This window comes from Haloarcula argentinensis DSM 12282 (genome assembly GCA_000336895.1).
GTDB classification, from domain to species: domain Archaea; phylum Halobacteriota; class Halobacteria; order Halobacteriales; family Haloarculaceae; genus Haloarcula; species Haloarcula argentinensis.
Genome location: AOLX01000027.1, coordinates 45,447 through 70,777, shown reverse-complemented (window position 1 = coordinate 70,777; position 25,331 = coordinate 45,447). Strand labels below are relative to the sequence as shown.

28 protein-coding genes and 1 tRNA gene are annotated in these 25,331 nt (G+C 62.5%); 10 read left to right on the top strand and 19 right to left on the bottom strand.

All coding sequences use genetic code 11. From position 1 onward, the window contains the following. Positions 1-14: 14 nt before the first annotated feature. The 5 genes from gcvPB to C443_RS18130 all read right to left on the bottom strand — a co-directional run bounded on the left by gcvPB (position 15) and on the right by C443_RS18130 (position 6,380). Positions 15-1,436: an aminomethyl-transferring glycine dehydrogenase subunit GcvPB gene (gcvPB, locus tag C443_RS18150; RefSeq protein WP_005538211.1), complete on the bottom strand. Its 1,422-nt coding sequence runs from the start codon at positions 1,434-1,436 to the stop codon at positions 15-17. A gap of 82 nt (positions 1,437-1,518) precedes the next feature. Further along, a complete protein-coding gene (gene gcvPA, locus C443_RS18145) occupies positions 1,519-2,862 on the bottom strand; it encodes an aminomethyl-transferring glycine dehydrogenase subunit GcvPA (RefSeq protein WP_049944136.1) in 1,344 nt (447 codons plus the stop codon). Between the two features lie 108 nt (positions 2,863-2,970). Then, positions 2,971-3,354 carry a glycine cleavage system protein GcvH gene (gcvH, locus tag C443_RS18140; RefSeq protein ID WP_005538209.1) on the bottom strand — a complete coding sequence of 128 codons (384 nt, stop codon included), beginning with the start codon at positions 3,352-3,354 and terminating at the stop codon, positions 2,971-2,973. Beyond that, positions 3,351-4,442, bottom strand: coding sequence for a glycine cleavage system aminomethyltransferase GcvT (gcvT, locus tag C443_RS18135; protein WP_005538208.1), 1,092 nt, complete (start codon positions 4,440-4,442; stop codon positions 3,351-3,353). Before gcvT ends, gcvH begins: the two co-directional genes overlap by 4 nt. A gap of 144 nt (positions 4,443-4,586) precedes the next feature. After that, positions 4,587-6,380: a sensor histidine kinase gene (locus C443_RS18130; RefSeq protein WP_005538206.1), complete on the bottom strand. Its 1,794-nt coding sequence runs from the start codon at positions 6,378-6,380 to the stop codon at positions 4,587-4,589. Positions 6,381-6,542: 162 nt separating this feature from the next. Between C443_RS18130 and C443_RS18125 the strand changes: the two genes are divergently transcribed. Continuing rightward, positions 6,543-6,989, top strand: a complete 447-nt coding sequence (locus C443_RS18125) for an NYN domain-containing protein (protein ID WP_005538204.1) — start codon at positions 6,543-6,545, stop codon at positions 6,987-6,989. A 53-nt stretch (positions 6,990-7,042) separates the two neighbouring features. Then, complete coding sequence (locus C443_RS18120; RefSeq protein WP_005538202.1) at positions 7,043-7,888, top strand: TatD family hydrolase; 846 nt, start codon at positions 7,043-7,045, stop codon at positions 7,886-7,888. A 29-nt stretch (positions 7,889-7,917) separates the two neighbouring features. Here the strand turns inward: C443_RS18120 and pstB are convergent, their stop codons facing one another. The 4 genes from pstB to C443_RS18100 are packed head-to-tail and all read right to left on the bottom strand — an operon-like array spanning position 7,918 to position 12,532. After that, complete coding sequence (gene pstB, locus C443_RS18115; protein ID WP_005538201.1) at positions 7,918-8,817, bottom strand: phosphate ABC transporter ATP-binding protein PstB; 900 nt, start codon at positions 8,815-8,817, stop codon at positions 7,918-7,920. Between the two features lie 3 nt (positions 8,818-8,820). Continuing rightward, complete coding sequence (pstA, locus tag C443_RS18110) at positions 8,821-10,521, bottom strand: phosphate ABC transporter permease PstA (RefSeq protein ID WP_005538199.1); 1,701 nt, start codon at positions 10,519-10,521, stop codon at positions 8,821-8,823. A 19-nt stretch (positions 10,522-10,540) separates the two neighbouring features. Beyond that, positions 10,541-11,473, bottom strand: a complete 933-nt coding sequence (pstC, locus tag C443_RS18105; RefSeq protein ID WP_049944135.1) for a phosphate ABC transporter permease subunit PstC — start codon at positions 11,471-11,473, stop codon at positions 10,541-10,543. 51 nt (positions 11,474-11,524) lie between these two features. Beyond that, entirely contained in the window at positions 11,525-12,532 is a 1,008-nt protein-coding gene (locus C443_RS18100) for a PstS family phosphate ABC transporter substrate-binding protein (RefSeq protein ID WP_049944134.1), read from the bottom strand. Positions 12,533-12,841: 309 nt separating this feature from the next. On the opposite strand from C443_RS18100, the gene C443_RS18095 reads away from it, so the two are divergent. Further along, positions 12,842-13,840 (top strand): phosphate uptake regulator PhoU, encoded by a 999-nt coding sequence (locus tag C443_RS18095; RefSeq protein WP_005538194.1) that lies wholly within the window; start codon positions 12,842-12,844, stop codon positions 13,838-13,840. A 54-nt stretch (positions 13,841-13,894) separates the two neighbouring features. Here the strand turns inward: C443_RS18095 and C443_RS18090 are convergent, their stop codons facing one another. Then, the gene (locus C443_RS18090) at positions 13,895-14,266 is read right to left on the bottom strand and encodes a 30S ribosomal protein S8e (RefSeq protein ID WP_004957203.1); all 372 of its coding nucleotides are present in this window, start codon (positions 14,264-14,266) and stop codon (positions 13,895-13,897) included. A gap of 90 nt (positions 14,267-14,356) precedes the next feature. On the opposite strand from C443_RS18090, the gene C443_RS18085 reads away from it, so the two are divergent. Both C443_RS18085 and C443_RS18080 read left to right on the top strand, forming a co-directional pair. Next, the gene (locus tag C443_RS18085; protein ID WP_005538189.1) at positions 14,357-14,797 is read left to right on the top strand and encodes a DUF2240 family protein; all 441 of its coding nucleotides are present in this window, start codon (positions 14,357-14,359) and stop codon (positions 14,795-14,797) included. After that, entirely contained in the window at positions 14,797-15,141 is a 345-nt protein-coding gene (locus C443_RS18080; protein WP_005538187.1) for a hypothetical protein, read from the top strand. The genes C443_RS18085 and C443_RS18080 overlap by 1 nt, the downstream gene beginning before the upstream one ends. 58 nt (positions 15,142-15,199) lie before the next feature. On the opposite strand, the gene C443_RS18075 is transcribed toward C443_RS18080, so the two are convergent. Then, positions 15,200-15,682: a hypothetical protein gene (locus C443_RS18075; protein WP_005538186.1), complete on the bottom strand. Its 483-nt coding sequence runs from the start codon at positions 15,680-15,682 to the stop codon at positions 15,200-15,202. 121 nt (positions 15,683-15,803) lie between these two features. Here C443_RS18075 and pyrF point away from each other — a divergent pair, with 121 nt between their 5' ends. Beyond that, positions 15,804-16,637, top strand: a complete 834-nt coding sequence (gene pyrF / locus C443_RS18070) for an orotidine-5'-phosphate decarboxylase (RefSeq protein WP_005538184.1) — start codon at positions 15,804-15,806, stop codon at positions 16,635-16,637. 1 nt (position 16,638) lies between these two features. Here pyrF and C443_RS18065 read toward each other — a convergent pair whose 3' ends face one another. Continuing rightward, positions 16,639-16,839, bottom strand: coding sequence for a hypothetical protein (locus C443_RS18065; RefSeq protein WP_005538182.1), 201 nt, complete (start codon positions 16,837-16,839; stop codon positions 16,639-16,641). A gap of 130 nt (positions 16,840-16,969) precedes the next feature. Between C443_RS18065 and C443_RS18060 the strand changes: the two genes are divergently transcribed. Then, positions 16,970-17,158: a hypothetical protein gene (locus C443_RS18060; RefSeq protein WP_005538180.1), complete on the top strand. Its 189-nt coding sequence runs from the start codon at positions 16,970-16,972 to the stop codon at positions 17,156-17,158. Here the strand turns inward: C443_RS18060 and trpG are convergent. From trpG to trpD, 4 genes are read right to left on the bottom strand one after another with little or no spacing between them, the layout of a single operon-like run. Next, positions 17,155-17,778, bottom strand: coding sequence for an anthranilate synthase component II (trpG, locus tag C443_RS18055; RefSeq protein ID WP_005538179.1), 624 nt, complete (start codon positions 17,776-17,778; stop codon positions 17,155-17,157). The two genes, C443_RS18060 and trpG, sit on opposite strands and share 4 nt — an antisense overlap. Further along, positions 17,775-19,385 (bottom strand): anthranilate synthase component I, encoded by a 1,611-nt coding sequence (gene trpE, locus C443_RS18050; RefSeq protein ID WP_005538178.1) that lies wholly within the window; start codon positions 19,383-19,385, stop codon positions 17,775-17,777. Before trpE ends, trpG begins: the two co-directional genes overlap by 4 nt. After that, the gene (locus C443_RS18045) at positions 19,382-20,026 is read right to left on the bottom strand and encodes a phosphoribosylanthranilate isomerase (protein WP_005538177.1); all 645 of its coding nucleotides are present in this window, start codon (positions 20,024-20,026) and stop codon (positions 19,382-19,384) included. Before C443_RS18045 ends, trpE begins: the two co-directional genes overlap by 4 nt. Beyond that, the gene (gene trpD, locus C443_RS18040; RefSeq protein ID WP_005538176.1) at positions 20,023-21,018 is read right to left on the bottom strand and encodes an anthranilate phosphoribosyltransferase; all 996 of its coding nucleotides are present in this window, start codon (positions 21,016-21,018) and stop codon (positions 20,023-20,025) included. Before trpD ends, C443_RS18045 begins: the two co-directional genes overlap by 4 nt. 178 nt (positions 21,019-21,196) lie before the next feature. Here trpD and C443_RS18035 point away from each other — a divergent pair. Continuing rightward, a tRNA-Val gene (locus tag C443_RS18035) sits at positions 21,197-21,271 on the top strand. 264 nt (positions 21,272-21,535) lie between these two features. Next, the gene (locus C443_RS18030) at positions 21,536-21,889 is read left to right on the top strand and encodes a hypothetical protein (RefSeq protein WP_005538175.1); all 354 of its coding nucleotides are present in this window, start codon (positions 21,536-21,538) and stop codon (positions 21,887-21,889) included. A 9-nt stretch (positions 21,890-21,898) separates the two neighbouring features. Here the strand turns inward: C443_RS18030 and C443_RS18025 are convergent, their stop codons facing one another. Then, a complete protein-coding gene (locus C443_RS18025) occupies positions 21,899-22,390 on the bottom strand; it encodes an HTH domain-containing protein (protein ID WP_005538174.1) in 492 nt (163 codons plus the stop codon). A 180-nt stretch (positions 22,391-22,570) separates the two neighbouring features. Next, a complete protein-coding gene (locus C443_RS18020) occupies positions 22,571-22,891 on the bottom strand; it encodes a lycopene cyclase domain-containing protein (RefSeq protein WP_005538173.1) in 321 nt (106 codons plus the stop codon). 108 nt (positions 22,892-22,999) lie between these two features. On the opposite strand from C443_RS18020, the gene C443_RS18015 reads away from it, so the two are divergent. Further along, positions 23,000-24,142, top strand: a complete 1,143-nt coding sequence (locus C443_RS18015) for a CBS domain-containing protein (protein ID WP_005538172.1) — start codon at positions 23,000-23,002, stop codon at positions 24,140-24,142. Positions 24,143-24,160: 18 nt separating this feature from the next. On the opposite strand, the gene C443_RS18010 is transcribed toward C443_RS18015, so the two are convergent. Further along, complete coding sequence (locus tag C443_RS18010; RefSeq protein ID WP_005538170.1) at positions 24,161-25,174, bottom strand: NADP-dependent oxidoreductase; 1,014 nt, start codon at positions 25,172-25,174, stop codon at positions 24,161-24,163. Positions 25,175-25,331 lie beyond the last annotated feature (157 nt).

The window sequence follows — 25,331 nt, the reverse complement described above, 5'->3', positions numbered from 1 at the left end:
GTCGAAACGAGCGGCTACGTGTCGTCAAGCGCCTGCCAGGAGAGTCGCGGGTTCCGGGCCGCAGTCGCCTGGTCGATGCGTTTCGCCGCCGGACGCAACGGCGCGTCGGCCAGTTCGGCGTCAGAATCACTGGCCACGGCGTTGAACGCGGCTGCGAGCTGGTCCAGCGAGCGTCTGGTTTCGCTCTCCGTGGGCTCGGTCATCAGCGCCTCGTCGACGATTTCGGGCCACTTCGTCGTCGGCGGGTGGACGCCGTAGTCGAGCATCCGCTTGGCCGCGTCGGCGGCGTCCTGCTCGCCCGCACTGGCGACGAACTCGTGGTGGAACGGGCCAAAGGGCACCTCGTACTCGATCTGCTCGGCGAGGTAGTTCGCGTTCAGGACGGCCTTGGCGCTGGCGTCCCGGAGCCCGTCGTCGCCGAGCCTGGCGATATAGGCAAAGGTCTTGAGCAGTACCGGCCAGTTACCGTAGAAACCGTGGACCTTCCCAATCGAGTGGTCCGGCTCGTAGTGTTCGTAGTTGCCGCCGCGCTCTCTGACGTGTGGGTTCGGGAGGAACTGGGACAGTTCCTCGCGGACGCCGACCGGGCCGGCACCGGGGCCACCGCCGCCGTGGGGCGTCGCGAACGTCTTGTGGACGTTGTAGTGCATCACGTCGAAGCCCATGTCGCCGGGGCGAGCGCGCCCCAGCAGGGCGTTGAGGTTCGCGCCGTCGTAGTACAGCAGGCCGCCGGCGTCGTGGACGATATCGGCGACGTGCTCGATATCGCGCTCGAACAGCCCCAGCGTGTTGGGGTTCGTGAGCATCAGCGCGGCGGTGTCGTCGCCGACAGCCGCCTCCAGTGCCTCGATGTCGACGCGCCCGTCGTCGCCGCTCGGTAGCTCCACGACCTCGTAGCCGGCCATCGCCGCCGTCGCGAAGTTCGTGCCGTGGGCCGAGTCCGGGATGACGACCTCCGAGCGCTCGTCGTCGTTATGTTCGTGGTAGGCCTTCGCGATCTGGATGCCGGTAAACTCGCCAGCTGCGCCGGCCGGCGGCTGCAGCGTCACGGCGTCCATACCGCCGATGCGGCCCAGATAGTCCTGAAGCCGGTGACACAGCGCCAGCGTCCCCTGGACCGTCGAATCGGGGCGGTCCGGGTGGATTGCCGCGTCTGCCCGTGCGGCCACATCCTCAGTGAAGGAAGGGTTGTACTTCATCGTACACGAGCCAAGCGGGAACGGCCCGCTCTCGACGCCGTAGTTCATCTGCGAGAGGCGCGTGTAGTGCCGGGCCAGTTCGGGTTCGGCCGGGTCCGGCAGTGAGAGGCTGTCTCGCGTCAGGTCATCGGGCAGTGGCGAGTCCTCAATGTCGAACGTTTCGTTCGCCTTCTCCGAGAGCAGCGGCTCGTACCGGTCGTCGCTGTTATCGGTCCAGCGCGCTTGATCGTATTTCACGCGAGACTCCCCCCTGTCGAGCGTGAAGCTCGTGGGACGTGGTTTGTCCCACGGTGTTTCGCCAAGTAGCGCGAGGCGAGTGTCATTTCGCTACCTCCCGGAACGCCGCCACAAACTCGTCTGTGGCGTCAGCAGTGGTCTCGGTCACACACACCTGTACCAGATGGTCGTCGACCGCGTGGACTGCGAAGCCCTCAGCCGCGAGATCGGCAACGATGGCGCTTGCGGGCTGGTCCGTGCGGGCGAGGAACTCCCGGAAGTGGTGGCGGCCGTGAATCGGCGCTTTCACGCCGACAATGTCGTCGAGGCGGCCAGCCAAGTCACGGGCGCGGGTCACACAGTCCTCTGCGAGGTCGACCAGCCCGTCCGGGCCGAGCCACGCGGCGTGCATCGCGGTTCGGAGCGCGACCCACGCCTGGTTCGTACAGATGTTGGAGGTGGCCCGCTCCTTGCGGATGTGCTGCTCTCGCGTCTGGAGGGTCAGCGTGTACGCGCGTCGGTCGGCGGCGTCTTCGCTGGCCCCGACCAGCCGACCGGGGACCTGCCGCAAGTACTCCTCGCGGGTGACGAACATCCCCAGGCCGAAGCCGTACGCCGTTCCGGTCCCCAGCGATGCGGCGTCGCCGACGACCACGTCGGCCCCGACATCGGCCGGCCGCTCCAGCAGAGACAGCGCTATCGGGTCCGAGCCGAGACAGAACAGCGCTTCGTGGTCGTGGGCTAGATCGCCGATTGCGCCGAGCCGTTCCTCGATGACGCCCCGGACCGTCGGCGACTCGGCGTACACCATGGCAGTGTCGTCGCCGATCTGGTCGGCCAGCGCCGGGACGTCGACGACGCCGTGGGTCATCGGGTACGACTCGACCGTGAGGTCCGGTCCATCGGCGTAGTTCGACAGCACGGCTCGTTTGCCCTCCCGGAGGTGTTCGGGAACCAGAATCCGATCGCCGGACACCGAGCGCACGCGCTGTGACAGCGTCGCCGCCTCGCCCAGCGCCGTCGCGTCGTCGTACATCGAGCAGTTGGCGACGCCCAGTCCCGTGAGTTCCACCAGCATCGACTGGAACTCGAACAACGCTTGGAGAAAGCCCTGTGCGACCTCGGGCTGGTACTGCGTGTATGAGGTCAGGAACTCCGACCGGCTTGCGAGGTCGTCGACAACGCTCGGGACGTAGTGGTCGTAGTGGCCACGGCCAAGGAACTCTGTGAGGTCGGCGTTACGACCCAGAAGGCCAGCGACTTCCCGGCGCGCTGCCCGCTCGCTCCGGGCGTCGATACCGAACTCGCCGTCGAAAGCCACTGATTCGGGAACGTCGAACAGCGACTCGAGGTCGTCGGCTCCGACCGCGTCGAGCATCGCCGCGGTTTCTGCGGCCGTCTGCGGTGCGTACGGACTGCCTGTGGCATGTGAATCACTATCGCTCATTGGAGAACCACCCAGTAGCGCCGGGGTGACATGATATCGACAGCTAGCGACCGTGTCCACATTAGGTTACTCCTTTCACCCCCTGCGGGGGACCGCTGCCACCAAGCCTTACTCGATCTGGTCGCGGTACGCGTCGGGTGACAGCAGGTCGTCGGTTTCGCTCTCGTCGTCGACCTCTAGCTTGAGCATCCAGCCGTCACCGAATGGGTCTTCGTTCAGCAGTTCCGGCTCGTCGCGGAGTCGGTCGTTGACTGCTGTGACGGTGCCGGAGACGGGGGCGTACACGTCAGACACAGCCTTGATAGACTCCACGACGCCGAAGTCCTCACCAGCGGTCAGCTCCGCCCCTTCCTCGGGCAGCTCGACGAACACCACGTCGCCGAGTTCGTCCTGTGCGAACGCCGTGATGCCAACCTTGGCAGTGTCTCCGGCGACGCGTACCCATTCGTGTGACTCCAGATATCGCAGGTCGTCGGGAACGTCGAAGCTCATCTATCGAGGAATGGCGTGCTCCTGGTACGTGCTTTCTTCGGTTCACCGCGGACGACAACGCGGACGGACTCGTCCGGTTCGGCGTACGCCGCCGGGACGTAGGCGAGGGCAATCGGCGATCCCAGTGTCGGACTCATCGTTCCGCTTGTGATGTGGCCGATCGGCTCCCCCTGCGGCGTTGTCACGTCGTACCCGTGGCGCGGGACGCCGCGGTCGAGGAGCTCGATGCCGACGAGCTTTTCTTCGGGACCATCCGCAGCGACGCCCTCCAGAGCGTCCCGACCGACGAACTCCGTATCGAGCGCAACCGTCCAGCCGATGCCGGCCTCGTAGGGCGTCCGGGGCTCGTCGACCGGATGGAACTCTTGACCGGAGAGCAGAAAACCCATCTCCAGACGAAGTGTATCGCGTGCGCCCAGTCCACATGGCTGACACTCCAGCGCGCTCCAGACCGCCTCGGCACCGTTGGGCGGGCAGAGGATTTCAAAGCCGGGTTCGCCGGTGTAGCCCGTCCGAGCGATCAGCGAGTCGACGCCAGCAACGACCCCGTCAGCCACCTCGAACCGCGATAGGCCAGCGAGCGAAACATCTGTCTCGGCCGCCAGCAGGTCCGGCGCGTCAGGCCCCTGGACGGCGATCATCGAGTACTCCTCGGTCCGGTTCGTCACCGTTGCGTCGAGCCCGCGCTCGTCCCGCTCAGAGAGCCACCGTTCGGTCATTTCCCCGTCGTGCCCGGCGTTCGGGATGAACAGGAACTCGTCGGCCGCACCTTCCGGTAGTCGGTAGACGACGGTGTCGTCCAGCATAATCCCGTCCTCGTCTGTGATCGCCCCGTACTGGGCCTCGCCCGGGTCCAGCACGGTCACATCATTGGTGGTCAGCCGCTGTGTCAGCGTCGTCGCGTCCGGGCCGTCCACGGTTATCTGTCCCATGTGCGAAACGTCGAACTTCCCGGCTTCGCTCCGGACTGCCTCGTGTTCTGTGCGGATCGACTCGAACTCGACCGGCATCTCCCACCCGCCGAAATCGGTGAACGAAGCGTCGGCCCGCCGGTGAACCGCAGAGAGCGGTGGTGCCCGCAGTGTCATACCCGGACCTGTCGAACCGCGTGGTCTTACCGTTTGGCCCTTCACCGCCTGTGTGGTCTCTGATAAATCATATACCGCGATATCAAATCGGCTTTTGTGGCATATGGACGGCAAGAGCAGGACCGAAAATTAGTGGTCAGCCCGTTACTCGCTTCGGGCCAGCGGGAACACGAGTTCGACCCGCGTTTCGTCGTGGTCCTCGTCGATTGTCACAGACCCACCAAGGCGTCGGACGAGCCACGTAACTGCCCACAGTCCGAGTCCACGGCTGTGTGCCACTGGCCCCTCGGTTTCTGAGGCCAAGACATTGCGTTCCATATCTGGGATAGCAGATCCATCGGTATCGATGCTGACTATCACTTGGCCTGTCATCGTTTCTTCGGCGGTAAGCTTGACTTTCGGATCAGGCAGGTCGCTGTATTCGATGGCGTTTTCGACGATGATCTCCAGTATCAGGTCGATAGCCATCCTGTCGCCCGATACCTCTGTGTCGGTTGGTACGACTTCAATGGTGGCTTCGGGATGCTGCGGTGTGAATTCGTCCCGGATATCGGTGAAGGCTTGCTGGAGGTGAAGTGTGCCATCACGGAGGTCGCGCTCGATAGCCCGATCAAACGTCCGTGCGCGCTCGGCCAGCGAGTCAAGCTCTTTCGAGGCGTTTTCGATTCTGTCGATGTGTCCACTAGCAGCGTCAACGGAGAAATCAGGCGAGTCGAGTTCTTCTTTGAGGAGTCTCGAATTACCCCGTATCACGGTCAGCTTGTTCCGGATGTTGTGCCGGAGAATCCGACTCATGACCATGAGCCGCTGCTCTCGCTCTTTGTCCTGTGTGATGTCACGAACGATGCCACGCAGTTTCGGCGTCCCGTCCCGGACAGTTTTTTCCGCCCGGAGTCGGAACCAGCGCTCGGTTTCGTCAGCGGTCTGACGGCGTGCCTCCAGTTCCATCGGTTCGCCAGTTTCACGGCAGGTCTCGATAGCGTCGCGAACGGCCGCTCTATCGTTGGGGTGGTACTGCTCGATGGCCTCCTCGAGCGTCGGATTGTACTCCGGCGTTCCATAGAGGCGCTTCATCCCGGCAGTTCCCTCTATCATATCCGTCTCCAGATCGAGCTCCCACCCGCCAACGTCAGCCAAGGTTTCGGTTCCGACGAGCCACTCCAGTTGTTCCTCCCGCTGTTTCAGCCTCGTTGCGTCGTCCAGACCGACGACGACGCGCTCGATGGTCCCGTCATCACCCAGTATCGGCGCGGCATTGCTCGAAAGCCACCGCTCGCTCCCGTCGTCGAGTTCTATCCAGTGCTCGAACCCGAACACTGGCTCGCCCGATTCGAACACCTGCGTAACTGGATGGTCCGATTCAGGGATCGGGGTCCCGTCTTCGTAGGAGATATTCCACTCCGGTTGGTTGTACTGTCTCCGAGTGATCTCCTTGCGTTCGAGACCGAGTAGCTCCTCGGCGCGGTCGTTAGCCAGCGAAATCCTGCCGGACCGCTCTACGACGACGATACCGACCGGACTGACCTCGAACACCCGCTCGATGAGGGCTTGCTTCTCTCGCCGTTGCTTCCGTTGCGTGATATCTTCCGCCAGCCATAGCACCCGCCCAGCGCTATCACCGCCGACTGGCGTGACACGAGCCTCGAAGTATCGCTCCCCATGATCGAGCGATAGCTGATACTCGATGTGCTGCTGTTCACCTGTTTCTAAGACCTCTTCGATAATCGCATAAAACTGGTCAGCCTGTGCTGTAGAGAAAATATCCCAGAGGTCCGTTCCCAGCAGTGCTTCCGGGTCTTTGAAAAATAATGCCCCGTTGTGGGCGTTGTGGATGATGTCGACAAAGACGCCGTTGGCGTCTAGGACGATAGCCGGATCGGAGATTATCTCACAAAGCCCGTTTAGCACGTCTTGATCGTGCAGAGATTCTTTACTCATATGTCTAATCCTGTGCTTGTTGCTGGCCGACTCCGCATGAAATGTGTCTGTAGTGTGTGGGAGGTATCGTCCTAAGTTTTGTGCCATGTCATTCTATATAGCGGTGAGAGGTTTACAGAACGAAGCGGCACGCATAAGCGGCCTGGGCGGGGAAAGAGGCGCATGAAGCTGCTCCGTCGGCTATTCGAAGAGAAAGACTCGCGACAGCGCGTCGGGCTGTTCGTCGACGGTCCGAACGTACTCAGGTCCGAGTTCGATGTCGATTTGGACGAGGTCCGGGATATCGCAGCCGAGTACGGCCCGCTGGCAGTCACTCGCCTCTACGTCGACCAGAACGCCTCACCGGGACTCATCCAGGCCGCCGAGGCTCGCGGGTTCGAGGTTCGAACCACCAGCGGTGACGTCGATGTCCGGCTCGCCGTTGACGCGACTGATGCCGTCGCCTCGGGACAGATCGACGTACTGGCCGTCGCCTCGCGAGATACGGATTTCAAGCCGGCGCTGGAAGTGGCCGCACGGGAGGGGGTCAAAACGGTCGCTATCGCGCCGGGTGAGTACGGCCGCTCTGACGCGTTACGCAACGCGGCCGAAGATGCAGTGACGCTCTAGGGTTTGAAGCCCATGACGCCAACTGTTTTTTTGGCCAGTACCATTGAGCACGTATGGATATCGACGACACGCCGGTACTGGACAACCACCTCCATCTCGACCCGGTCAACGGCCGGAACGTCGCGGCAGCCGAGGAGTTCGCGTCTCAGGGCGGAACACACCTGCTTGTGCTCAACAAGCCGTCGTGGCACCTCGTCGAGAAGGGCACCGACGAGGCAATCTTCCGCGAGGTGTTCGACCTCACCGTAGAGGCCGCCGCCGCAGCATCCGAGGTGCTGGACGGTCGCGCCTGGCCCGTCCTCGGTGTCCACCCGGCGCTGATTTCGAAGCTCGTCGACGGCGGCTACACGCCGCCGGAAGCGCGAGACATCATGCAGGCTGGCCTCGACGTGGCGGCGGAGTACGTCGATAACAGCGACGCGCTCGCGATGAAGTCCGGGCGACCGCACTACGACGTGGACGACGTCGTCTGGGAAGCCTCGAACGAAGTGATGTGTCACGGGTTCGAACGCGCCGCCGACGTGGGCTGTGCGATACAGCTCCACACCGAGGGCGGCGAAGATTTCGAAGCGGTGGCTGGCTGGGCCGAAGATCGTGGCCTCGACCGGACGCAGGTCGTCAAACACTACTCCGGCGGTCAACTCCGTGGCCCGGTCAAATCAGTACTTGCAGACAAAGACGAACTGGAGATCGCGGTCGAGACTGACGAGCCGTTCCTGATGGAGACGGACTACATCGACGACCCGGACCGCCCCGGCGCGGTGCTTGGACCGAAGACCGTGCCACGGCGCGTCCGCTGGCTACTCGAAAACGGGCACGAGGACGCGGTCAGAACAGCACACGTCGAGACACCGAAAGCGGTGTACGGCATCGACACGGAAGCGACGCTGGAGCGGTAAGCGGTGACAAAAACGGCTGCGAGAGACAGCTATCCGAACTTGCCGGTGATGTAGTCCTCGACGCGCTGGCTGTCGGGGTTCTCGAAGATCTTGTCTGTATCGTCGAACTCGACGAGCTCGCCGCCGGTGAGGAAGACAGCGGTCTTATCCGAGATGCGGGCCGCCTGCTGCATGTTGTGAGTAACGATAACGACAGTGAACTCCTCGGCCAGTTCCTCGATGAGGTCCTCGATCTTCGATGTGGCGATCGGGTCAAGCGCCGACGCCGGCTCGTCCATCAGAATGACATCCGGGTCGACGGCGATGGCGCGGGCGATACAGAGCCGCTGTTGCTGGCCGCCTGAGAGGTCGAGTGCGCTCTTGTCCAGTTGGTCTTTGACTTCGTCCCACAGTGCGGCGCGCTTGAGCGCCGTTTCGACCTTCTCGTCGATGTTCTCCGTCTGGTCCTGAATCCGGAGGCCGTAGGCGACGTTGTCGTAGATGCTCTTTGGGAAGGGGTTCGGATGCTGGAACACCATCCCAATGCGTCGCCGCAGCGCCACCGGGTCCACGTCGGCATCGTAGACGTTCTTCCCCTCGAAGTAGAGATCCCCCTCGACCCGTGCCGCGTCGATGAGATCGTTCATGCGGTTGATACACCGCAGGAACGTGGACTTGCCACAGCCGGAGGGGCCGATCATGGCTGTCACCTGTTTCTCGGGGATGGCCAGATCGATGCTCTGGAGCGCCTGCGTCTCGCCGTAGAACACGTTCAGGTCACTGGACTCGATGACTGGCTTCCCCGTTTCACCCGCAGTCGCGTCAGTTCCTTCCACGTCAATCGACTGTTCGATGAGAGGGTCGCCAGACGGGTCCGGTGACGACGCGGCCGTTTCAGTAGTCGGTGTGGGCTCGGTACTGTCGTTGCTCGTCATCTCGTTCTCTGTCATGAATTATCCTGTTCGCTGATACCGGTTCCGGATGACAATCGCTGTCGCGTTCATCACCAGCAACACCGCAAGCAGTGTAATCACGCCGGCCGCCAGCACGCCGTGGCGGAACGATGGGTCCAGTTCCGACGACCACGAGAAAATCTGGCGGGGCATCATACTCGCTACGTCGAAGAAGCTGTTCGGCGCGAGCCGGACCGACGCCGCCGCCCCGATCATCAGCAGCGGGGCCGTCTCGCCGATAGCCCGACCCAGCGCCAGTATCGTTCCGGTCAGAATCCCCGGGAGTGCTTCGGGGAGAACGACCTGACGGATCGTCTGCCAGCGGGTCGCTCCCATTCCGTAGGACGCCTGTCGGAACGAGTCGGGAACGGATCGGATCGCTTCCTGGGCCGAGATGATTACGATCGGGAGTATCAGTAGGCCGACGGCGAGGCCGGCGACGATAATGGACCCCTGGGGCCACTGGAGCACCCGGATGAAGAGCGCCAGTCCGAGCAGGCCATACACGACCGATGGGACACCGGCGAGGTTCCCGATGTTGATCTCGATGAGCGTGACGAACTTGCCCATCAATCCTTGTGAGGGGGCGTACTCCTCGAGGTAAATCGCCGCCCCGACACCGACCGGGAAAGTAGTCAGGACGATCACGATAATCATCATCACTGAGCCGACCATCGCAGGGTAGATACCGGCATCAGCGGCGGTCCGGGAGGTCGCGCTCGTCAGGAACCCCCAGTCGAGCCAGGGGTCCGGTCCGGCGAACCCAAGTGCACCGGTGACGACGCCGCCGACGACCACGCCCAGCACGGCGACGACCGGGAAGGCGAGGCCGCGGACGCCCTCGCCACGACGGAGCACGCCTTCGACGTAGACACCAAGCGGGAGTACGGCGAACGTGACTATGAGCAGCCACACGTCAGTCCCAATTCCGAGTAGCGGCCCAGCGACGACGCCCAGTACCGCCACTGCTGTCGTCAGTCCGACGACGGTCAGGCCGTCACGTCGCGACTCGCGTCGCTGTTCGACGAACCAGCCTGCGGCACCGGCGATCGGGAGCACGAGCGTCAGGAGTAGCATGACCCAGTCCGTGGGCACGAACGGGAGCATCAGGATCGCTTCTCGGAGACTTATTACGCGATAGTACAGCCCGAAATCGAGGCCGAGCGCCGCGGCGGCGTCGGTGACGAACCAATTAAATCTGGTGGGTGGCAGCCCGAACACCGTGATAATCGGGGCGAGGAGCACCACGGCGAGGCGTTCGAGCGCGGCCTTCGGCCGCAGTCGGCCGTGTGCGACGATCAGGCCGCCGGCCACGACCAGCGAGATGAGCAGTGCGAACCACTCGAGCACGGAGAGTAGTTCGATGAACAGCACTGCAAACCCGCCCGTAAGTAGGAGTCCGACAACCGGGAGTCCGCTGGTGACGTATGCGACCTCACCGGCCGGTTCGTCGAGTCGATAGTAGTAGACGGCCAGTGCGGCCAGCGGGACCACCACGGTAGCGGCGTAGGTCGCCAGCCAGCCCGCGTCGGCCGAAAAGGGCCGAAACGCGTCGTTGGCGACGAACAGCAGGAGAAGCATGACGGACACGAGTCCGAACGCGGTTGCCGCGAGACAGGTCGCCTCGAAGGCACGCCCCCGCAGATGGTTGACGTCGCTGTTCTCCCCGTGCCAGCCCGTTTCAGGTTCTCGTGTTGCCATCAGTTCAGTCCCCCAGTGTTCATTCGTACTCCTCCCGGTAGCGCGCCGCGATTCGGTTGCTCAGCAGGTTCAACAGGAACGTAATGACGAACAGCGTTAGACCGATAGCGAAGAGACTGGTAAAGCCCAGTTGACTGACGCTGTCGGCGCTGTTGATCTGGACCATTGCTGCCGTCATCGGCTGATACCCCTGGAAGAGGTTCGCGAGCGGGTCCGAGAGGTTCAGCATCCGTGGCCGGCTGCCGGCCGCGACGACGACAATCATCGTCTCGCCGATAGCCCGCGACAGGGCAAGAATGAACGAGGAGAAGATGCCCGAGGCCGCTGCGGGGACGACGACGCCGGTAGTCACCTCGAACTTCGTCGCACCCATCCCGTAGCCGGCCTGTCGTAGCGAGTCCGGGACGGAGCTCATTGCGTCCTCGCTCAGACTGGAAACCATCGGGATAATCATGATACCGACCATGATGGAAGCGCTGAGGATGTTGAACGTGTTGACCGGGAGCCCGATGGCCTGGAGGAACGGCGTCACGTACACGAGCGCGAAGATACCGTAGACGACTGTCGGGATACCGGCCAGAATTTCCAGACCCGGTTTCAGAACTGAGCGCATCTGGTCGCTAGCGTACTCGCTGAGATAGACCGCGGCCGCGACACCCGTCGGGAGTGCGATGACGGCAGAGATTACCGTCACCAGCAGTGTGCCGCTCAACAGCGGGAGCAACCCGTAGACGTTTCGACTGATGAGGAACTCCGTTCCGGTGAAGAAGTCGACCGGGTTCACCAGCGTAAAGAATGTAATCGCGTCGCGTGCGAGCAACACGACGATGCTGACGGTGACGAGAATCGACGCGGCAGCACACAGGAGCAAGACATATCGGTACATACGCTCGCGTGCTGCACGTCCGGTCGGCCTGGACGTAATATCCGGCCTGGGCGTCTCGGTGCTCATTGTGTTGTCTCCAATAATGTATCCATGTGAGTAAGCCGATTCTATACTGTGTTAGCCAGCGACCTCGTCCAGCTTTTCGAGGTTCTCGTCGCGCTGCTCGGCGCTCGACGGCACGTACCCGATATCTTGTACGATATTGGTTTCGGCCTGCTCGAGGTAGAACTCGATGAACTCGTACATTTCCTCTCGCTGAAGCGCTGACTTGGCCGCATAAATGAACAGTGGCCGGGCCAGCGGGTACGAGCCGTCCTTGGCGTTTGCCAGGCTCGGGGCGGTACATTCGCCGTCTTCCTCGGCCTTGACTTCGACGGCTTTCACCGCCTCGGAGTTGGAGTTGTAGTAGGCGAAGCCGAAATACCCCATCCCACCCTCGTTGTCACGGATCCCTTTGACAATAGTCTCGTCCTCCTCGGTCGGTTGGTACTCGGTCGTGTGTTCAGTGTCTTCACCGACGACGTTCTCGTTGAAGTAGTCGAACGTCCCGGACGTCGACGCCGGGCCGTAGCGTTCGATCTCCATGTCGGGCCACTCGTCGCGTACGTCTGACCAGTTCGTGACGCCTGCTTCGTCGCTCCAGATCTGGCGCAGCTCGTCGAAGGTTATGCAGTCGACCCAGTCGGCGTCGTTGTTGACCGCGACGGTCAGGGCATCGCCCGCGATCTCGAACTCGACAGGCTCGACGTCGTTGCCCGAACACTGCTCGATCTCGGCGTCGCTGATGGGGCGGGAAGCCCCGTTGATATCGGAGTCGCCGGGACAGAACCAGTTCTCGAAACCGCCACCGCTCCCCGTGGAGTCGACGGTGACGTTGACGTTTCCGTGTTCCGCCATGAACTCCTCAGCCATCGCGTCGGAGATTGGGAACACGGTACTGCTGCCCTTGATAATGACCTGCCCCGAAAGCCCGTCGGAGCTCCCGTCAGACCCACTGCCATCGGAGCCACTGCCGTCGCCACGGCTCGTATTCTGGACACAACCAGCCAGCGCCAGTGTCCCGATTGCACCAGAACTTGTTAAAAAACGACGGCGAGAGAGACCACCGCTCGGTGAATCTGTCATCACCTGATGGAAGTTACAGAGCGGATAAGTACCCTACTATTATCCCTATATCCAGATATAAACGCTATATACTGCTATATATTATTATGTGCCGCTACCGTGTTACACGCCGAAGACGGCGTAAAAGCTGTCTGAAGCCGACTAAGACCAGGTCTGGCCAACAATCGTCGGGATGATATTGCCAGCAGACCACTTGGCTGAGTGCCCGCATCATGGGTCGTGATTCCATGACAGCGCAAGTCAGAGTTTCGACCGTTGATATATAGTCACAGTATATTTTATAAATCCTCAGCGCGTATTCAGAGTACTATGGAGACGCGCAAAGTGCAGTTGACGGGCGGGTCCACGTACACTGTCTCACTACCGAAGGAGTGGGCGACGGAGAACGGCGTCGAGAGCGGAAGTATCGTCGAGTTTTACGCCGAAGACGACCTGTTACTGGTCTCGCCACAGCACGGTGATGACCACGTTGAGGGAACGCTCGACGTGACTGGCCTCGAAAACAGACACGAACTCACGCGGGCAGTGATGACGATGTACGTCAGCGGCTTCGATATCATCCGACTGGAAGCCGCCCGGATAACAGCCGAACAGCGGCGTATTATCCGCGATGCGACCCAGGGACTGGTCGGTTTAGAGATGATCGAGGAAACGGCCGACCGAGTCGTTCTGCAGGACCTGCTTGACTCCTCAGAACTCTCCGTTCTCAACGCCATTACGCGTATGCGGCTGGTGTCGCTAACGATGCTCTCCGACGCTGTCGAGGCGCTCATCGAGGATGACAACGATCTCGCCGAAGACGTGATACAACGCGACGACGACGTGGACCGGCTCTGGTACATGGTTTCGCGTGTGTTCCGGACCGTCCTTCGCAATCCGACGGCTGCCAACGAGATCGGCTTCCCACGCGAGACTGTGTTCGATTACCAGTCTAGCGCCCGGCAACTCGAACGTATCGCCGACCACGCAACCAAGATCGCCGGCCTCTCACAGGAGATCGACGAAATCACCGGTGAAACAGCCGACCTTCTCGACCAGTTAGAAACCGAGGCCATTGCTGTCCCCGAAACCGCGATGGATGCGCTGTTAGCTGACGACAACGACGAAGCCGTCGAACTGGCAAACGAGGCTCGCTCTCGTATTCCCGAAGTCGACGAAACCGCTCGCGAGGTCGACGGAAAAGTCAGAGAGCTAGACCCACAGAGCGCACAGCTACTTGGCCGCGTGGTCGACTCGCTGTCCCGGACCGCCGACTACGGCGGCAATATCGCCGAAAGCGCCCTCCAGAAGGCTGCCCCACGGCCATAGCTGACGCTGTCGACCGAATTCGTGAACAGCTGAAAAAGCTGATTGCGTGCCGGATTACTCGACCAGCACGGCGTTGACCTGGCCGTGCTGCCCGGGACGGGAGGTCACGCGGGCCTGTCCCTCGGAGGTTTCGAGGATTGCGCCTTTCGTGATGATGTTTCGCCGGGCGTAGTTCGGGTTCGACGGGTTCTCGACGACGTTCTCGATGGTCGCTTCGATGGTTTCCGCGCCGTCGGCGATGCTCGCAACGTCGGTCTTGACCGCACGGACCTTCTGAGTGTTACCGCGGGAGTCGACAGTTTTCAGTCGCTGCTCGCCGACCTGCGTCTCGACGGTATCCTTGCCGAGCTCGTGTTTCTTCTTCTTGTGGTTCGGTCGTCGGCGGCCGCCTGTCCGCTTGCGAGGGGAGCGTCCCTGGTCTTTCATACGGGAAGGAAGACCCAGCGGCTACTTGAACCGTTCGATGCCGACTCGCCATCGTAATCGTTACCCCCACGCCGACCGGTTGCTCTGACGATGAGTCTGAAGACGGCCGTCGCCGCGCCGTTCCGTCAGCGTGGAACCGACCGGATGGCGGAAAGTGAGTTCGTTGTCGCGCTCTCGCTGGACCGGAACTGGTTCTCGCCCGACCAGGCCAAGACGCTGGTCGACGTGGCCGCAAGCGAGGGACTGGTCGAACGGGACGACGACGACCTCGTCGTGGCCTTCGACGCCACGCACACCGATATCCCGGACGGTTTCACGCCAGGTGAGGAGATCCTGCAGTCACGGTCGACGTTCGAGCGGGTACTCGACGCCGTCGTCGAGGCCGGCATCGAGAAACAGACTGCCGTCGCCGGCATCAACGCACTCCAGTCCGACATCGGCGTGACACTGGAGACGGCGGCCGTCGTATACGCGCGGAGTGAAGGTGTCGGTGTCGAAGCCATCGCTGCTGACGTTCGGGAGGACCTCTAATGGTCAAAGACAGGATTGCTGATGGCCGGCGGATCGGACAGTTGCTCGCCTCGGAACTGACCGGTCTCCAGCGCGGGCCGCTTGCCGATGTGTCCGTCGTTGATGCGGACAGGGACGTGGACCCGACGCCGGAGGGGGCCTTCGCCTACCGCGTGACGGCTGACGACACCGAAGTGGCAGTCGTCGAGGTGACACCGGAAACGGCCCGCCTGCTCCTGAACGAGGAGCCCGCAACCGTCCCGGAGCGTGACGATATCACGACCGACGGGGCAACTGTTGTCGTTCACAGCGGCGCGGCGGTGAAAGCCGCGGTCGACGTGCTGGAGGAGACTCTCTCGGGGTAGGACAGTTCTCCGGACGGAAAGAAACGGTTGGCTGCGGCTCCGGCTGAAATACCTGCAATCAGTGACGGCTCGGATCGGCGATAGCCGCGGACGTCCACGCGACGAAGCCGGTGAGGACGAGCACGGAACCGAGTACCGCTGTCGCGGCAGCGATAGCAAGCACCAGCGTCGGGAGGCCGAGCGGCGTTCCGATGGCGATGACGATCGGCGTCACGGTGATACAGAGCGAGCCCAGCGCGACGGCCCGGCGCTGTGTCGTCGTCAGTTCGATGCCGAGATGGAACAGCGACCCGGGCTCCGGGTCAGGAGCGGCGAGGCCGAGACACAGCAGCGGGACGCCAATGAACACCAGCGTCGCGGCGACGGCGTACGACCAGAACAGCCACTGCCCAGACGCGGGCGCGAGCGACAGCAGCGCACCGACGCCGACGAGTCCGACGCCGCCGACAAGCCCGAACTGCCGTAGCCGCGGGTCTTCCAGGGCTTCGCTCAGGTCCGGGAGGGTCTCGGCCACATGGCCGACATCCATGAAATGGTCCATGAGCGGGCTTCTACCTGCGGTGTAAAATAGACCGGGGCAAAAATATCAAATCTGATTCCACCGAAGCAGGACACGATGCGAGAAGGAAACGCTTGTATCGCTGCCAGCCGCTGCGGTATCTATGCACTTCTTCGACCGTCTCGCGGACCGCATCGCGACCGCCGACAGCGTGGTGTCGGTCGGCCTCGACCCGGACCCTGCCCGCCTCCCCGACAGCGTGCTGGACGCCGACCTCCCGCGCTGGCAGTTCAATCGCCGTATCATCGACGCGACCCATGAACACGCCGCCTGCTACAAGCCCAACGCCGCCTTCTATGAGGACCCTGACGGCTGGCGCGCCCTCGAAGAAACAATCGCCTACGCACATGGGAAAGACGTACCAGTCCTGCTGGATGCAAAGCGGGGCGACATCGGCAACACCGCACGGCAGTACGCCCAGATTCTCGACGAGGATGCGGGACCCGCCGCCGACGCCATCACGGTCAACCCCTTCCTCGGCCGCGACTCGTTGGAGCCGTTCCTCCAGCGCGCGGACAGGGGTGTGTTCGTTCTCGGGCGCACGTCAAACCCCGGCGGTGAGGATCTCCAGGACCTCGAACTGGCCTCCGGCGAGAAACTATACGAGCGCGTGGTCCACCTCGCTGACCTCTGGAATCAGAACGGCAATGTCGGCCTCGTCGTCGGTGCGACAAACCCCGACGAACTCGAAGAGATCCGCGAACTGGTTCCGGACATCCCGTTTCTCGTCCCCGGCGTCGGCGCGCAGGGCGGCGACGCCGAGGCCGCTGTCGAGCACGGCCTCGCCGACGGTGTCGGCCTCGTCAACTCCTCGCGAGGCATCATCTTTGCCGGCGAAGACGCCGATACGCGGCGCGATGACTCCGGTGACGCGTTCTTCAAGGCCGCTGGGCAGTCGGCCAAACAGCTCAAGCAGCGATTGAACCAGTTTCGGTGACTCAGAAACGGTACGTGTCCACACCATCGGGCATATTCTCTGGCGACGTCCGGTCGCCCGGCTGGCCGACCTCCGCGCCACACTCGACGCACATTCCGGTGTCCTCGTCCCAGTGGCGGTCACAGACGAGCCGCCCGCACCTGTCGCAGGTGTGATCCACGTCGGGGCGCTCACAGAGTTCACACAGTCCGGCTACGCTCATGGTATCGCGTAGCATAGCTGACGGTTTGAATCTTTGCCGGCGTGAGCCCGGAGTCGTTCGGCGGGCCCACGCCGGGACAGTCTCCCCGCTGGCCACGAAGTATTTCCCCGTGGCCATTCCTATCAGTACTATGCTGCCACTCCTCCAGCTCGGAACGCTTCCCGCACCGCCAGCGATACTCGTCGGTTTGCTGGCTATCGCCGTTGTACTACTGGTCGGTCGGCTCGTGATGAAAGTGGCGTGGCGGCTCGTCATCATCGCTATCATCGCCGTCGCTGTCCTCTGGCTCCTCGGAATGCTGGGCTTTCAGGTCATCTAGAGGCCGGCGAGGAAGTTCCGGATCACGTCGTGGCCGACCGCGGTCAGGACTGACTCGGGATGGAACTGTACGGCTTCGATGGGGTACTCGCGGTGGCGGACGCCCATCACCAGTTCTGTGTCGTCCTCGGTCTCCGTCGTCGCGCTGACGACGAACTCCTCGGGAACGTCCTCAGCGATGAGCGAGTGGTAGCGCCCGCCCTGGAACCCCTGTTCCAGTCCCTCGAAGACACCCTGCTCGTCGTGGTCGATGGGAAACGCCTTGCCGTGAACCGGCTCCGGCGCGCGGCCGATGGTGCCGCCGTAGGCGTACACCGCCGATTCGAGGCCGAGACAGACGCCCAGCGTCGGCACATCGGGGCTGACCTCCCGGAGGACGTCGAGCGTGACACCGACGTCCCGTTCGTTCTTCGGGTGGCCCGGACCCGGCGAGAGGATGATTGCGTCAGGGTCGAACGCCTCAACGTCATCGAGCGTTGCGGTGTTTCGGACGACCTCGGTCTCGGCGTGTTCGGAAACGTACTCGACGAGGTTGTAGGTAAAGGAGTCGAAGTTGTCCACGAACAGCACGCGGAGGTCGTCTCTGACGGCGTCTTCACCAGCAGGCTGTGACGCGCTCATCGGGTCACCTCTTCGGGGCCATCAGCGCGCTCTGACGCGTCGACCGGTTCCCCTTCGATTTCTTCCAGCGCCGTCAACACGCCGTCCATCTTCTGCTCGGTCTCGACGTACTCGCTTTCGGGGTCGGAATCCGCAACGATACCGGCCCCGGCCTGAACGGTGATGCGGTCCCGGTCGCCCTCGTCTTCGACCGTCGCTGAGCGGATGACGATGGCGAAGTCGGTGTCGCCGTCCCAGTCGAAGTAACCGACGCCCCCGCCGTAGGGACCACGCGGCGAGCGTTCGAGTTCGTCGATGATCTCCATCGCGCGGATCTTCGGCGCGCCGGAGAGGGTCCCTGCCGGGAACGTCGCCCGAGCGGCGTCGAAGGCGTCCTTGTCTTCGGCGAGCCGCCCCGTCACGGTGGATTCGATGTGCTGGACGTGGCTGTACTTGAGGACGTTCATGAACTCCGGGACCCGGACACTCCCGGCCTCGGCGACGCGGCGCACGTCGTTGCGCGCCAGGTCCACGAGCATGGTGTGTTCGGCCCGCTCCTTCCCGTCGGCGAGCATCTCGCCAGCGAGCCGGCGGTCCTCGACGGGGGAGTTCCCGCGCGGGCACGTCCCCGCGATAGGGTTCGAGACAACGTGGTCGCCCGCAACGGAGACGAGCGTCTCCGGACTCGCGCCGACGATGGTTAGGTCGTCGTAGCCCAGCAGGTACATGTACGGCGAGGGGTTCACCTCTCTGAGCGCCTCGTAGAAGCCCAGCGGGTCCACCTCGCCGTGCAGTTCGCGAGTCCGCGAGATGACGCCCTGGTAGATGTCGCCCGAGAGAACATACTCCTTGGCGCGCTCGACGGCATCCTTGTACTCATCTTGCGGCCCAGCGATCTCGTCTTCGCGGCGGAAGCCGCCGGTCGAAAGCGGCGACAGGTCAGAGAGCACGTCTTCGACCCGTTCGGATTCGGCGACTAATTCGTCGTAGCGTTCGCCGGCGTCCTCCCCTTGCCTGACAACGGGCGTGAACACGAGCGAGACAGTGTCCTCGACGTGGTCAAAGCGGACCGTCGACGTGGTGAGGACGAACTGCGCGTCCGGGAACCGTGAGTCGGGCCGATCCAGACCGACCTCGTCGAGCCAGAGGTCGTAGACGGCGTCGTACGAGAGAAAGCCCACGAGGCCGCCTTCGAGGTGCTGGCGGTCCATCGCCGGGAAGTTCCGCAGCGCCACGTCTGGCATCGCCGCCCGGAGGTCATCAACCACGTCGCCGCCGTCGGTCGTCACGAGGTCGGCGTAGCGGTCATCGAATGCCTCGACCTCGCTCTCATCGCCGGTCACCGTGACGACGGCGCGCGGGTCGTAGCCAACGAAGGAGAAGCGGGCGTGGCGGTCGTCCGTCTCCGGCGCGAACGCGCCGTCGGGGTCGCTGGAGGCGACCTTCTCGGCGCTTTCTAGCAGGAACGTGTAGTCGTTTGCAGCCACGTCGCTCGTGCGACCGGTCAGCGCTGCGTACGCGGTCAGTGGCTCCACATCGACATCGAGTTCGGCGGCGGTGCGGACGACAACCGGGCGGTCCGCCTTGGCATGCTCGATGAACTCCTCGCGAGAGATATCGAGGGTCATACCGCGCCCTCCGACGTTCGCTTGGCGTTCTGGACGAACCGCTCGACAGCGTCGTGGTCTTTCGTGCCGCCAGCCGATTCCACGCCGCTCGCCACGTCGATGGCGAACGGCTCTACCGTCTCGACGGCCTCGGCCACGTTCTCGGGGGTCAGACCACCGGCCAGCACGACGGGCACGTCAAGCGAATCCACAAGATCCCGCGTGCGCTCCCAGTCGTGTGTTTCGCCCGTTCCGCCGCCGCCGTCGGCGTCGACCGAGTCCACGAGCAGCGCATCGGCGTGGGCAGCGTAGTCCTCGATCGCCGGCGCGTCCGCCTCGACCACGGCGACGATGTCCTGAGTGATTCGGTTGTCGAGTGCCCCGACTTCCGCTGGCGAGAGGCCGTCGTGGACCTGCACCGCGTCGGGTTCGATCCTGTCGATACGCCTGACAGCCTCCTGGACTGTGGTCGGCATCGTCACCAGCACGCTCGTCACGAACGGTGGGACGCCGTCGGTGAGTCTCTCGGCGGTGGCCTCGTCGACCTCTCGGGGCGTGTCGACCGGGACACCATGAATGACACCGACCGCGTCGGCACCCGCTGTAACGACAGCATCGCGGTCCGCACTGTCCGTCACGCCACAGATTTTCACGCGCGTCATGCCCCGATCAGGTCGTCGAGTTTGTCGGCCGCCGCACCCGACTCGATAGCCTGCCGGGCTTGCTCGACTCCCTCTTCGTGCGTGTCGGCGACGCCGGCGACGTAGATGGCCGCGCCGGCGTTGGCGAGGATGATGTCCCGCTTCGCGCCGGTGACGACGCCCGTGACGATGCCGTGAAGGTCGGCGGCGTTCTCTTCCGGCGATCCCCCGGAGATAGCCTCGATGTCACGTGTTTCGAGCCCCATGTCCTCCGGGGTGATGGTGTATTCTGCGATCCGGTCGCCGGTGACTTCTGCGACAACCGTCTCGCCGTGGACCGCGATCTCGTCGAGGCCGTCGCCGTGGACGACCAGCGCGCGCTCGACATCCAGTCGAGCCAGCGCCTCTGCCATCACGGGCACGAGGTCCGGGTCGTAGACGCCCAGCACCTGCGCGTCCGCGTCGGCAGGGTTCGTCAGCGGGCCGAGAATGTTGAAGACGGTCCGCATCCCGAGTTCCTTGCGCGGGCCGATAACGGCCTTCATCGCCGGGTGGAACACGGGCGCGAGCATGAAGCCGATGCCGTCTCGCTCGATCGTCTCCTCGACGTCCGGTGGTTCGGCCTCGATATCGACGCCAACTTGTTCGAGCACGTCGGCGCTCCCCGAAGATGAAGAGACAGAGTAGTTGCCGTGTTTGGCGATGGGGACGCCAGCCCCAGCAGCGACGATGGCACTCGTCGTCGAGACGTTGATTGTGTTGTAGTCGTCGCCACCGGTCCCGCAGGTGTCGACAAGGCCCTCGCGGTCGGGCCGGATGGTCCGTGCGGCGTCGCGCATCCCCTCAGCAAAGCCGGCTATCTCAGCCTCCGTCTCCCCTTTCGCCCGCAGTGCCGTCAGGAGCGAACCGATCTGTGCTTCGGTCGCATCCTCGAAGACAGTCGTCGCAACGGCCCGAGCCTCGTCCTGTGTCAGGTCATCGCCGTCAGTGACGCGTTCAATATACTCTTGCATTGTATTCACCAATGAACTCTTTCGTGTTGTGATGTACAAATCCGTACATTGACTTAAGCCTATCGGGACCCTTACTCACTGACGTATATGTGTGGGCAATCAACAGACAACGTGGCGATACGGAATTCGAAACCTTCAATTATACCCACCGGAAACAATGTGGTGTACCTCGCAGTGAGGGTTCGTGGTCTAGGTCGGTTATGACACCTCCTTGACATGGAGGAGGCCGGCGGTTCAAATCCGCCCGAACCCATTTCTACTGTCGTTACTTCCCGAGCGAAGCGAGTCGGCAGCGGCCGGTGGATTCGCACTAGGCGAGTCGTGTACAAGTGAATCCGTCTCGACGTGGGTCACAATCCTCCCGAACCCACTTCTATCGTCGTTGAGTCAGTTCCGACACGGGTGCGTTTCGATAGTGCCAAAATAAGACCATTAGGCCGTCAGAGTCGAAATCAGGCCAGCGGGCCGACACCGTCGTCCCATAGTTTCTTGCCCTAACCGCGTTAGAGTCATCCATATGAGAGATCAGGTCCAGTCGGCGGACGCATTCGAACAGTTCGTCCTACTGGCGGTTGCAGAACTCGAAACAGCCGGCGAAACGCCGGTCCACTCATACCACGTGACACAGACAATGAAAGCGCACCTCGCAGATATCGATCGACAGCCGTTCGGCGGCGTCGAGCGCCAGAAGGTCATCTCGACGCTGGGCCGACTCGCCGACAAGGGACTACTGAGCGACGAAAAGACGGAGTCGCCGACGGGGAAAGGACGGCCAGGGTACGAACTGTCCGGCGACCCGGACGAGGTACTCGAAGCGCTGTCGGCAACGGACGAATTTGAGTCGTATATCGAGACGGTCCGGTCCTCGTAGCGTCCCTCGTTAGACGACGCTCACGCCGCCGCGCTCCTGATCGAGAGCGGGCGGCTGGCCCGCTTCGAGACGGTCGAGACGGTCCATGATCGTGTGGACGACGTCGTCTTTCGTACAGGGTGCGACGTGGACGAGCTCGCTGTCATCGTACTCAGCCAATCCCATCACGGGTAGGGCCATGGCATCGTACGCCGACGCCGCTACTTCTGAATCGACGGTCGTGTCCTGATAGAAGGATTCAAGCGAGACATTGTTGCTCAATGCCCACTGCTTGAAATCGGCGACGCGGTTCAGGATGTACTTGCCTTCCTCTGTCCGTGCAGCGGCCGACTGCGGTGCGATCTGTTTGCCCCAGACGATGACATTGAACCCGTCAATGTGGTCGTTCTCATCGAGCGTCTGGAGGCGGTTGATAACCGCTTCCTGTCGTTCGTGTGCGCCGTCGGGCAGCATCGACCGGACATACAGCTCGATGTGAGGTGTCGGGATAGTATCACTCATAGCTATCAGACGGCACTCTCGGCTGACACATATAGATACTGTGAGAGATGTCTTCACAGTACAGATGGCCTCATCAAGACTGGAGGCAGGTAAAATCAGCAGTTTCTGTGAGTGGGCCGTTTCCAGTTGTAACGCTGTCTCAAGAGTGGTTAACAGCTGAAAGCAGCCTCGGATTTCTTACTATTCGCTGTTCGACCCGGACGATAGACCGTGGAGGTTCTCGTGGATACCGAGGATGAGCGCGGGGACGACGATCATGAAAATATGCTCTTCGATGGGAATCCCGAGCAAGTCGACACCGGTTCGGAGTTTGATTGCGAAGACACCGACAGTCAGTGTATACCAGTCCCAGACGTAGGCGATCGGATAGAGCACGACGATGGTCTTGGCTGCCATCCGAAGAGCGTGCGCGCGCCAGAGCAACACGAGGGCGATACTCCCCCAGATTACCTCCGTGACCAGATACGTGTAGGGGCCAAAGACGCCGATGTCAGGCAGCATACAGCCACCTTAGATCCAAGGGCGTAAAGCTTAGTTCGTCTCTCGGTTTCCGGGGACTAAACCAACCTTGATAACCCCACACGTCGAATCTACGAACTGTGAAGAACGATGGATATTGCTGATATCGCCACCAGAGAATTTGTCGAGGTTGACGCCAACAAGCGCCTGGGGAAAGTCCGGTCTATCTTCGAACGCGAGAATCCCAAGGGTATCATCGTCACGGAAGACGATGACTACGCTGGCGTTATCACGCAGAAACAGCTGGTCCAGTCCCATGTCGAGGACAACGCGAAAGCGGGGGCGATGACGCGCTCGGCACCGAAGGTCGAGCGCACCGACGACGTGCGCGAAGTCGCGCGCGTCCTCGTCGAGGGTGGTGTCAAGCTCGCGCCGGTGTTCGAGGCGGGCGAGCTCTGGGGTATCGTCACCGAGGACGATATCCTCGATGCGGTTCTCGACAACCTCGACGCGCTGAGCGTCGAGGACATCTACACGCGGGATGTCATCACGGTGTCGGAAGACACCAACGTCGGGCAAGTCGTCAATCTCCTCCGGAAACACGGCATCTCCCGGCTTCCGGTGCTCGGTGACGACGATGGCCTGACCGGGATGGTCACGCGCCACGACATCGTCGACGTCGTCGTCCGTGACATGAACAAGACGACGCGGGGCGACCGCTCTGGCGAGATCGAGCGCGTGCTCGATATGCCCGTCTACGACGTGATGAGCAGCCCTGTCGAGACGGCGAAGCTCGGCGACTCCGTCGAGGACGCCGTCGCGCGGATGCTCGACAACGACTTCGCCGGGCTCGTCGTCACGCCGGAAGACGACGACACCCACGTCGCCGGCATCCTCACGAAAACCGACGTGCTCCGTGCGCTGACCTACACTGAGGAGGAACACATGGACGTTCAGATTACGAACATCAAGCTGCTGGACACCATCTCCCGTGCGGACATCCGATCCGACATCGAGACGGTCGCGGACAAGTACGGAGCGATGCAGGTCCAGCACGCCCACGTCCGGTTCCACGAGCACAAGGAGAAGCTCCGTGGCACGCCGCTCATCCAGTGCCAGATCCGCTTGCGGACCAACAAGGGCCAGGCGGCCGGCTCCGGTGAAGGCTACGGCGCTGAAACCGCGTTCAACGTCGCACTTGACAAGCTAGAGCGCAACGTTCTCGAACTGAAAGGCGTTCAGGCAGATGAGGAGTACCGCGGCCAGCTCCTCCGCAAACTCGGCGAGCTGTAACCTGAGACTCGCTTTTTTCTACCGTTCGGCGACCTGCACGAGCTGCTTGCCGATGTTCTCGCCTTCGAACAGCCCGAGGAACGCGTCGGGCGCGTTCTCGATGCCTTCGGTGACGGTTTCTCGATAAGAGATGTCGCCCGAGGCGACCCACTGACCGAGCTGCTTCGTTCCTTCCTCGAACCGCGGCTCGAAGTCGGAGACGAGGAGGCCCTCGACGGTCGCACGGGACTGAATGACCTGTGTCAGCTTGCGCGGCCCCATCGGAACGTCCTCGCTGTTGTACAGCGAGATCTGTCCGCAGACGGCGACGCGCGCGTCGGTGTTGAGTCGCGTGAACACCGCGTCGGTAATCGGTCCACCGACGTTGTCGAAGTAAGCGTCGACGCCGTCCGGTGCGGCCTCGTCCAGCGCAGCCTGGTAGTCGTCGGTCGTCTTGTAGTTGATGCCCACGTCGAAGCCGAGGTCGTCTTCGAGGAACGAGACCTTCTCGTCGGAGCCGGCGAAGCCGACGACGCGTGCGCCCTGAAGCTTGGCGAGCTGTCCTGCCACGGAGCCGACGGCTCCGGCAGCCCCTGTGACGACGAACGTATCTCCGGCGGACGGCTGTGCGACTTCACGCGTGCCGAAGTACGCTGTCAGGCCTGGCATCCCTAGAACGCCGAGTGCCGTCGAAATCGGTGCGAGGTCCGGATTGACCTCCGTAAGTACCGGTCCGGGTGCCGTGGCGTACTCCGCCCACTCTAGCTCGCCGGTGACGACGTCACCTTCGTCGAAGCGTGCACCGTTGGATTCGACGACCTCACCGACGACTGCACCCTTGAGCGGGTCGCCCACGTCCCACGGCTCTTCGTACGATTCGCTGTCACGCATCCGATCGCGCATATACGGGTCGACAGAGAGGTACAGCGTCTTGATGAGCACCTCGCCAGGCCCCGGTTCCGGTATCTCTTCCTCGGAAAGCTCGAACGTATCGTGGTCGGGGGTCCCTTCAGGGCGCTTCGCTAGCCGGTAAACGCGGTTAGTGTTCGACATCACCCCCTATACACTTGGGACCCGAAAGGGGGCTTCGAAAGGAGAAACAAGCACCGGTTTTATAGTTTATCTAATAATTATACACGGGTATTGTGCAGCTGGCGGAAGGGATATCGCTGATCGGGACAGCAAAACCGAAAAAACCGCGCTCGAATCG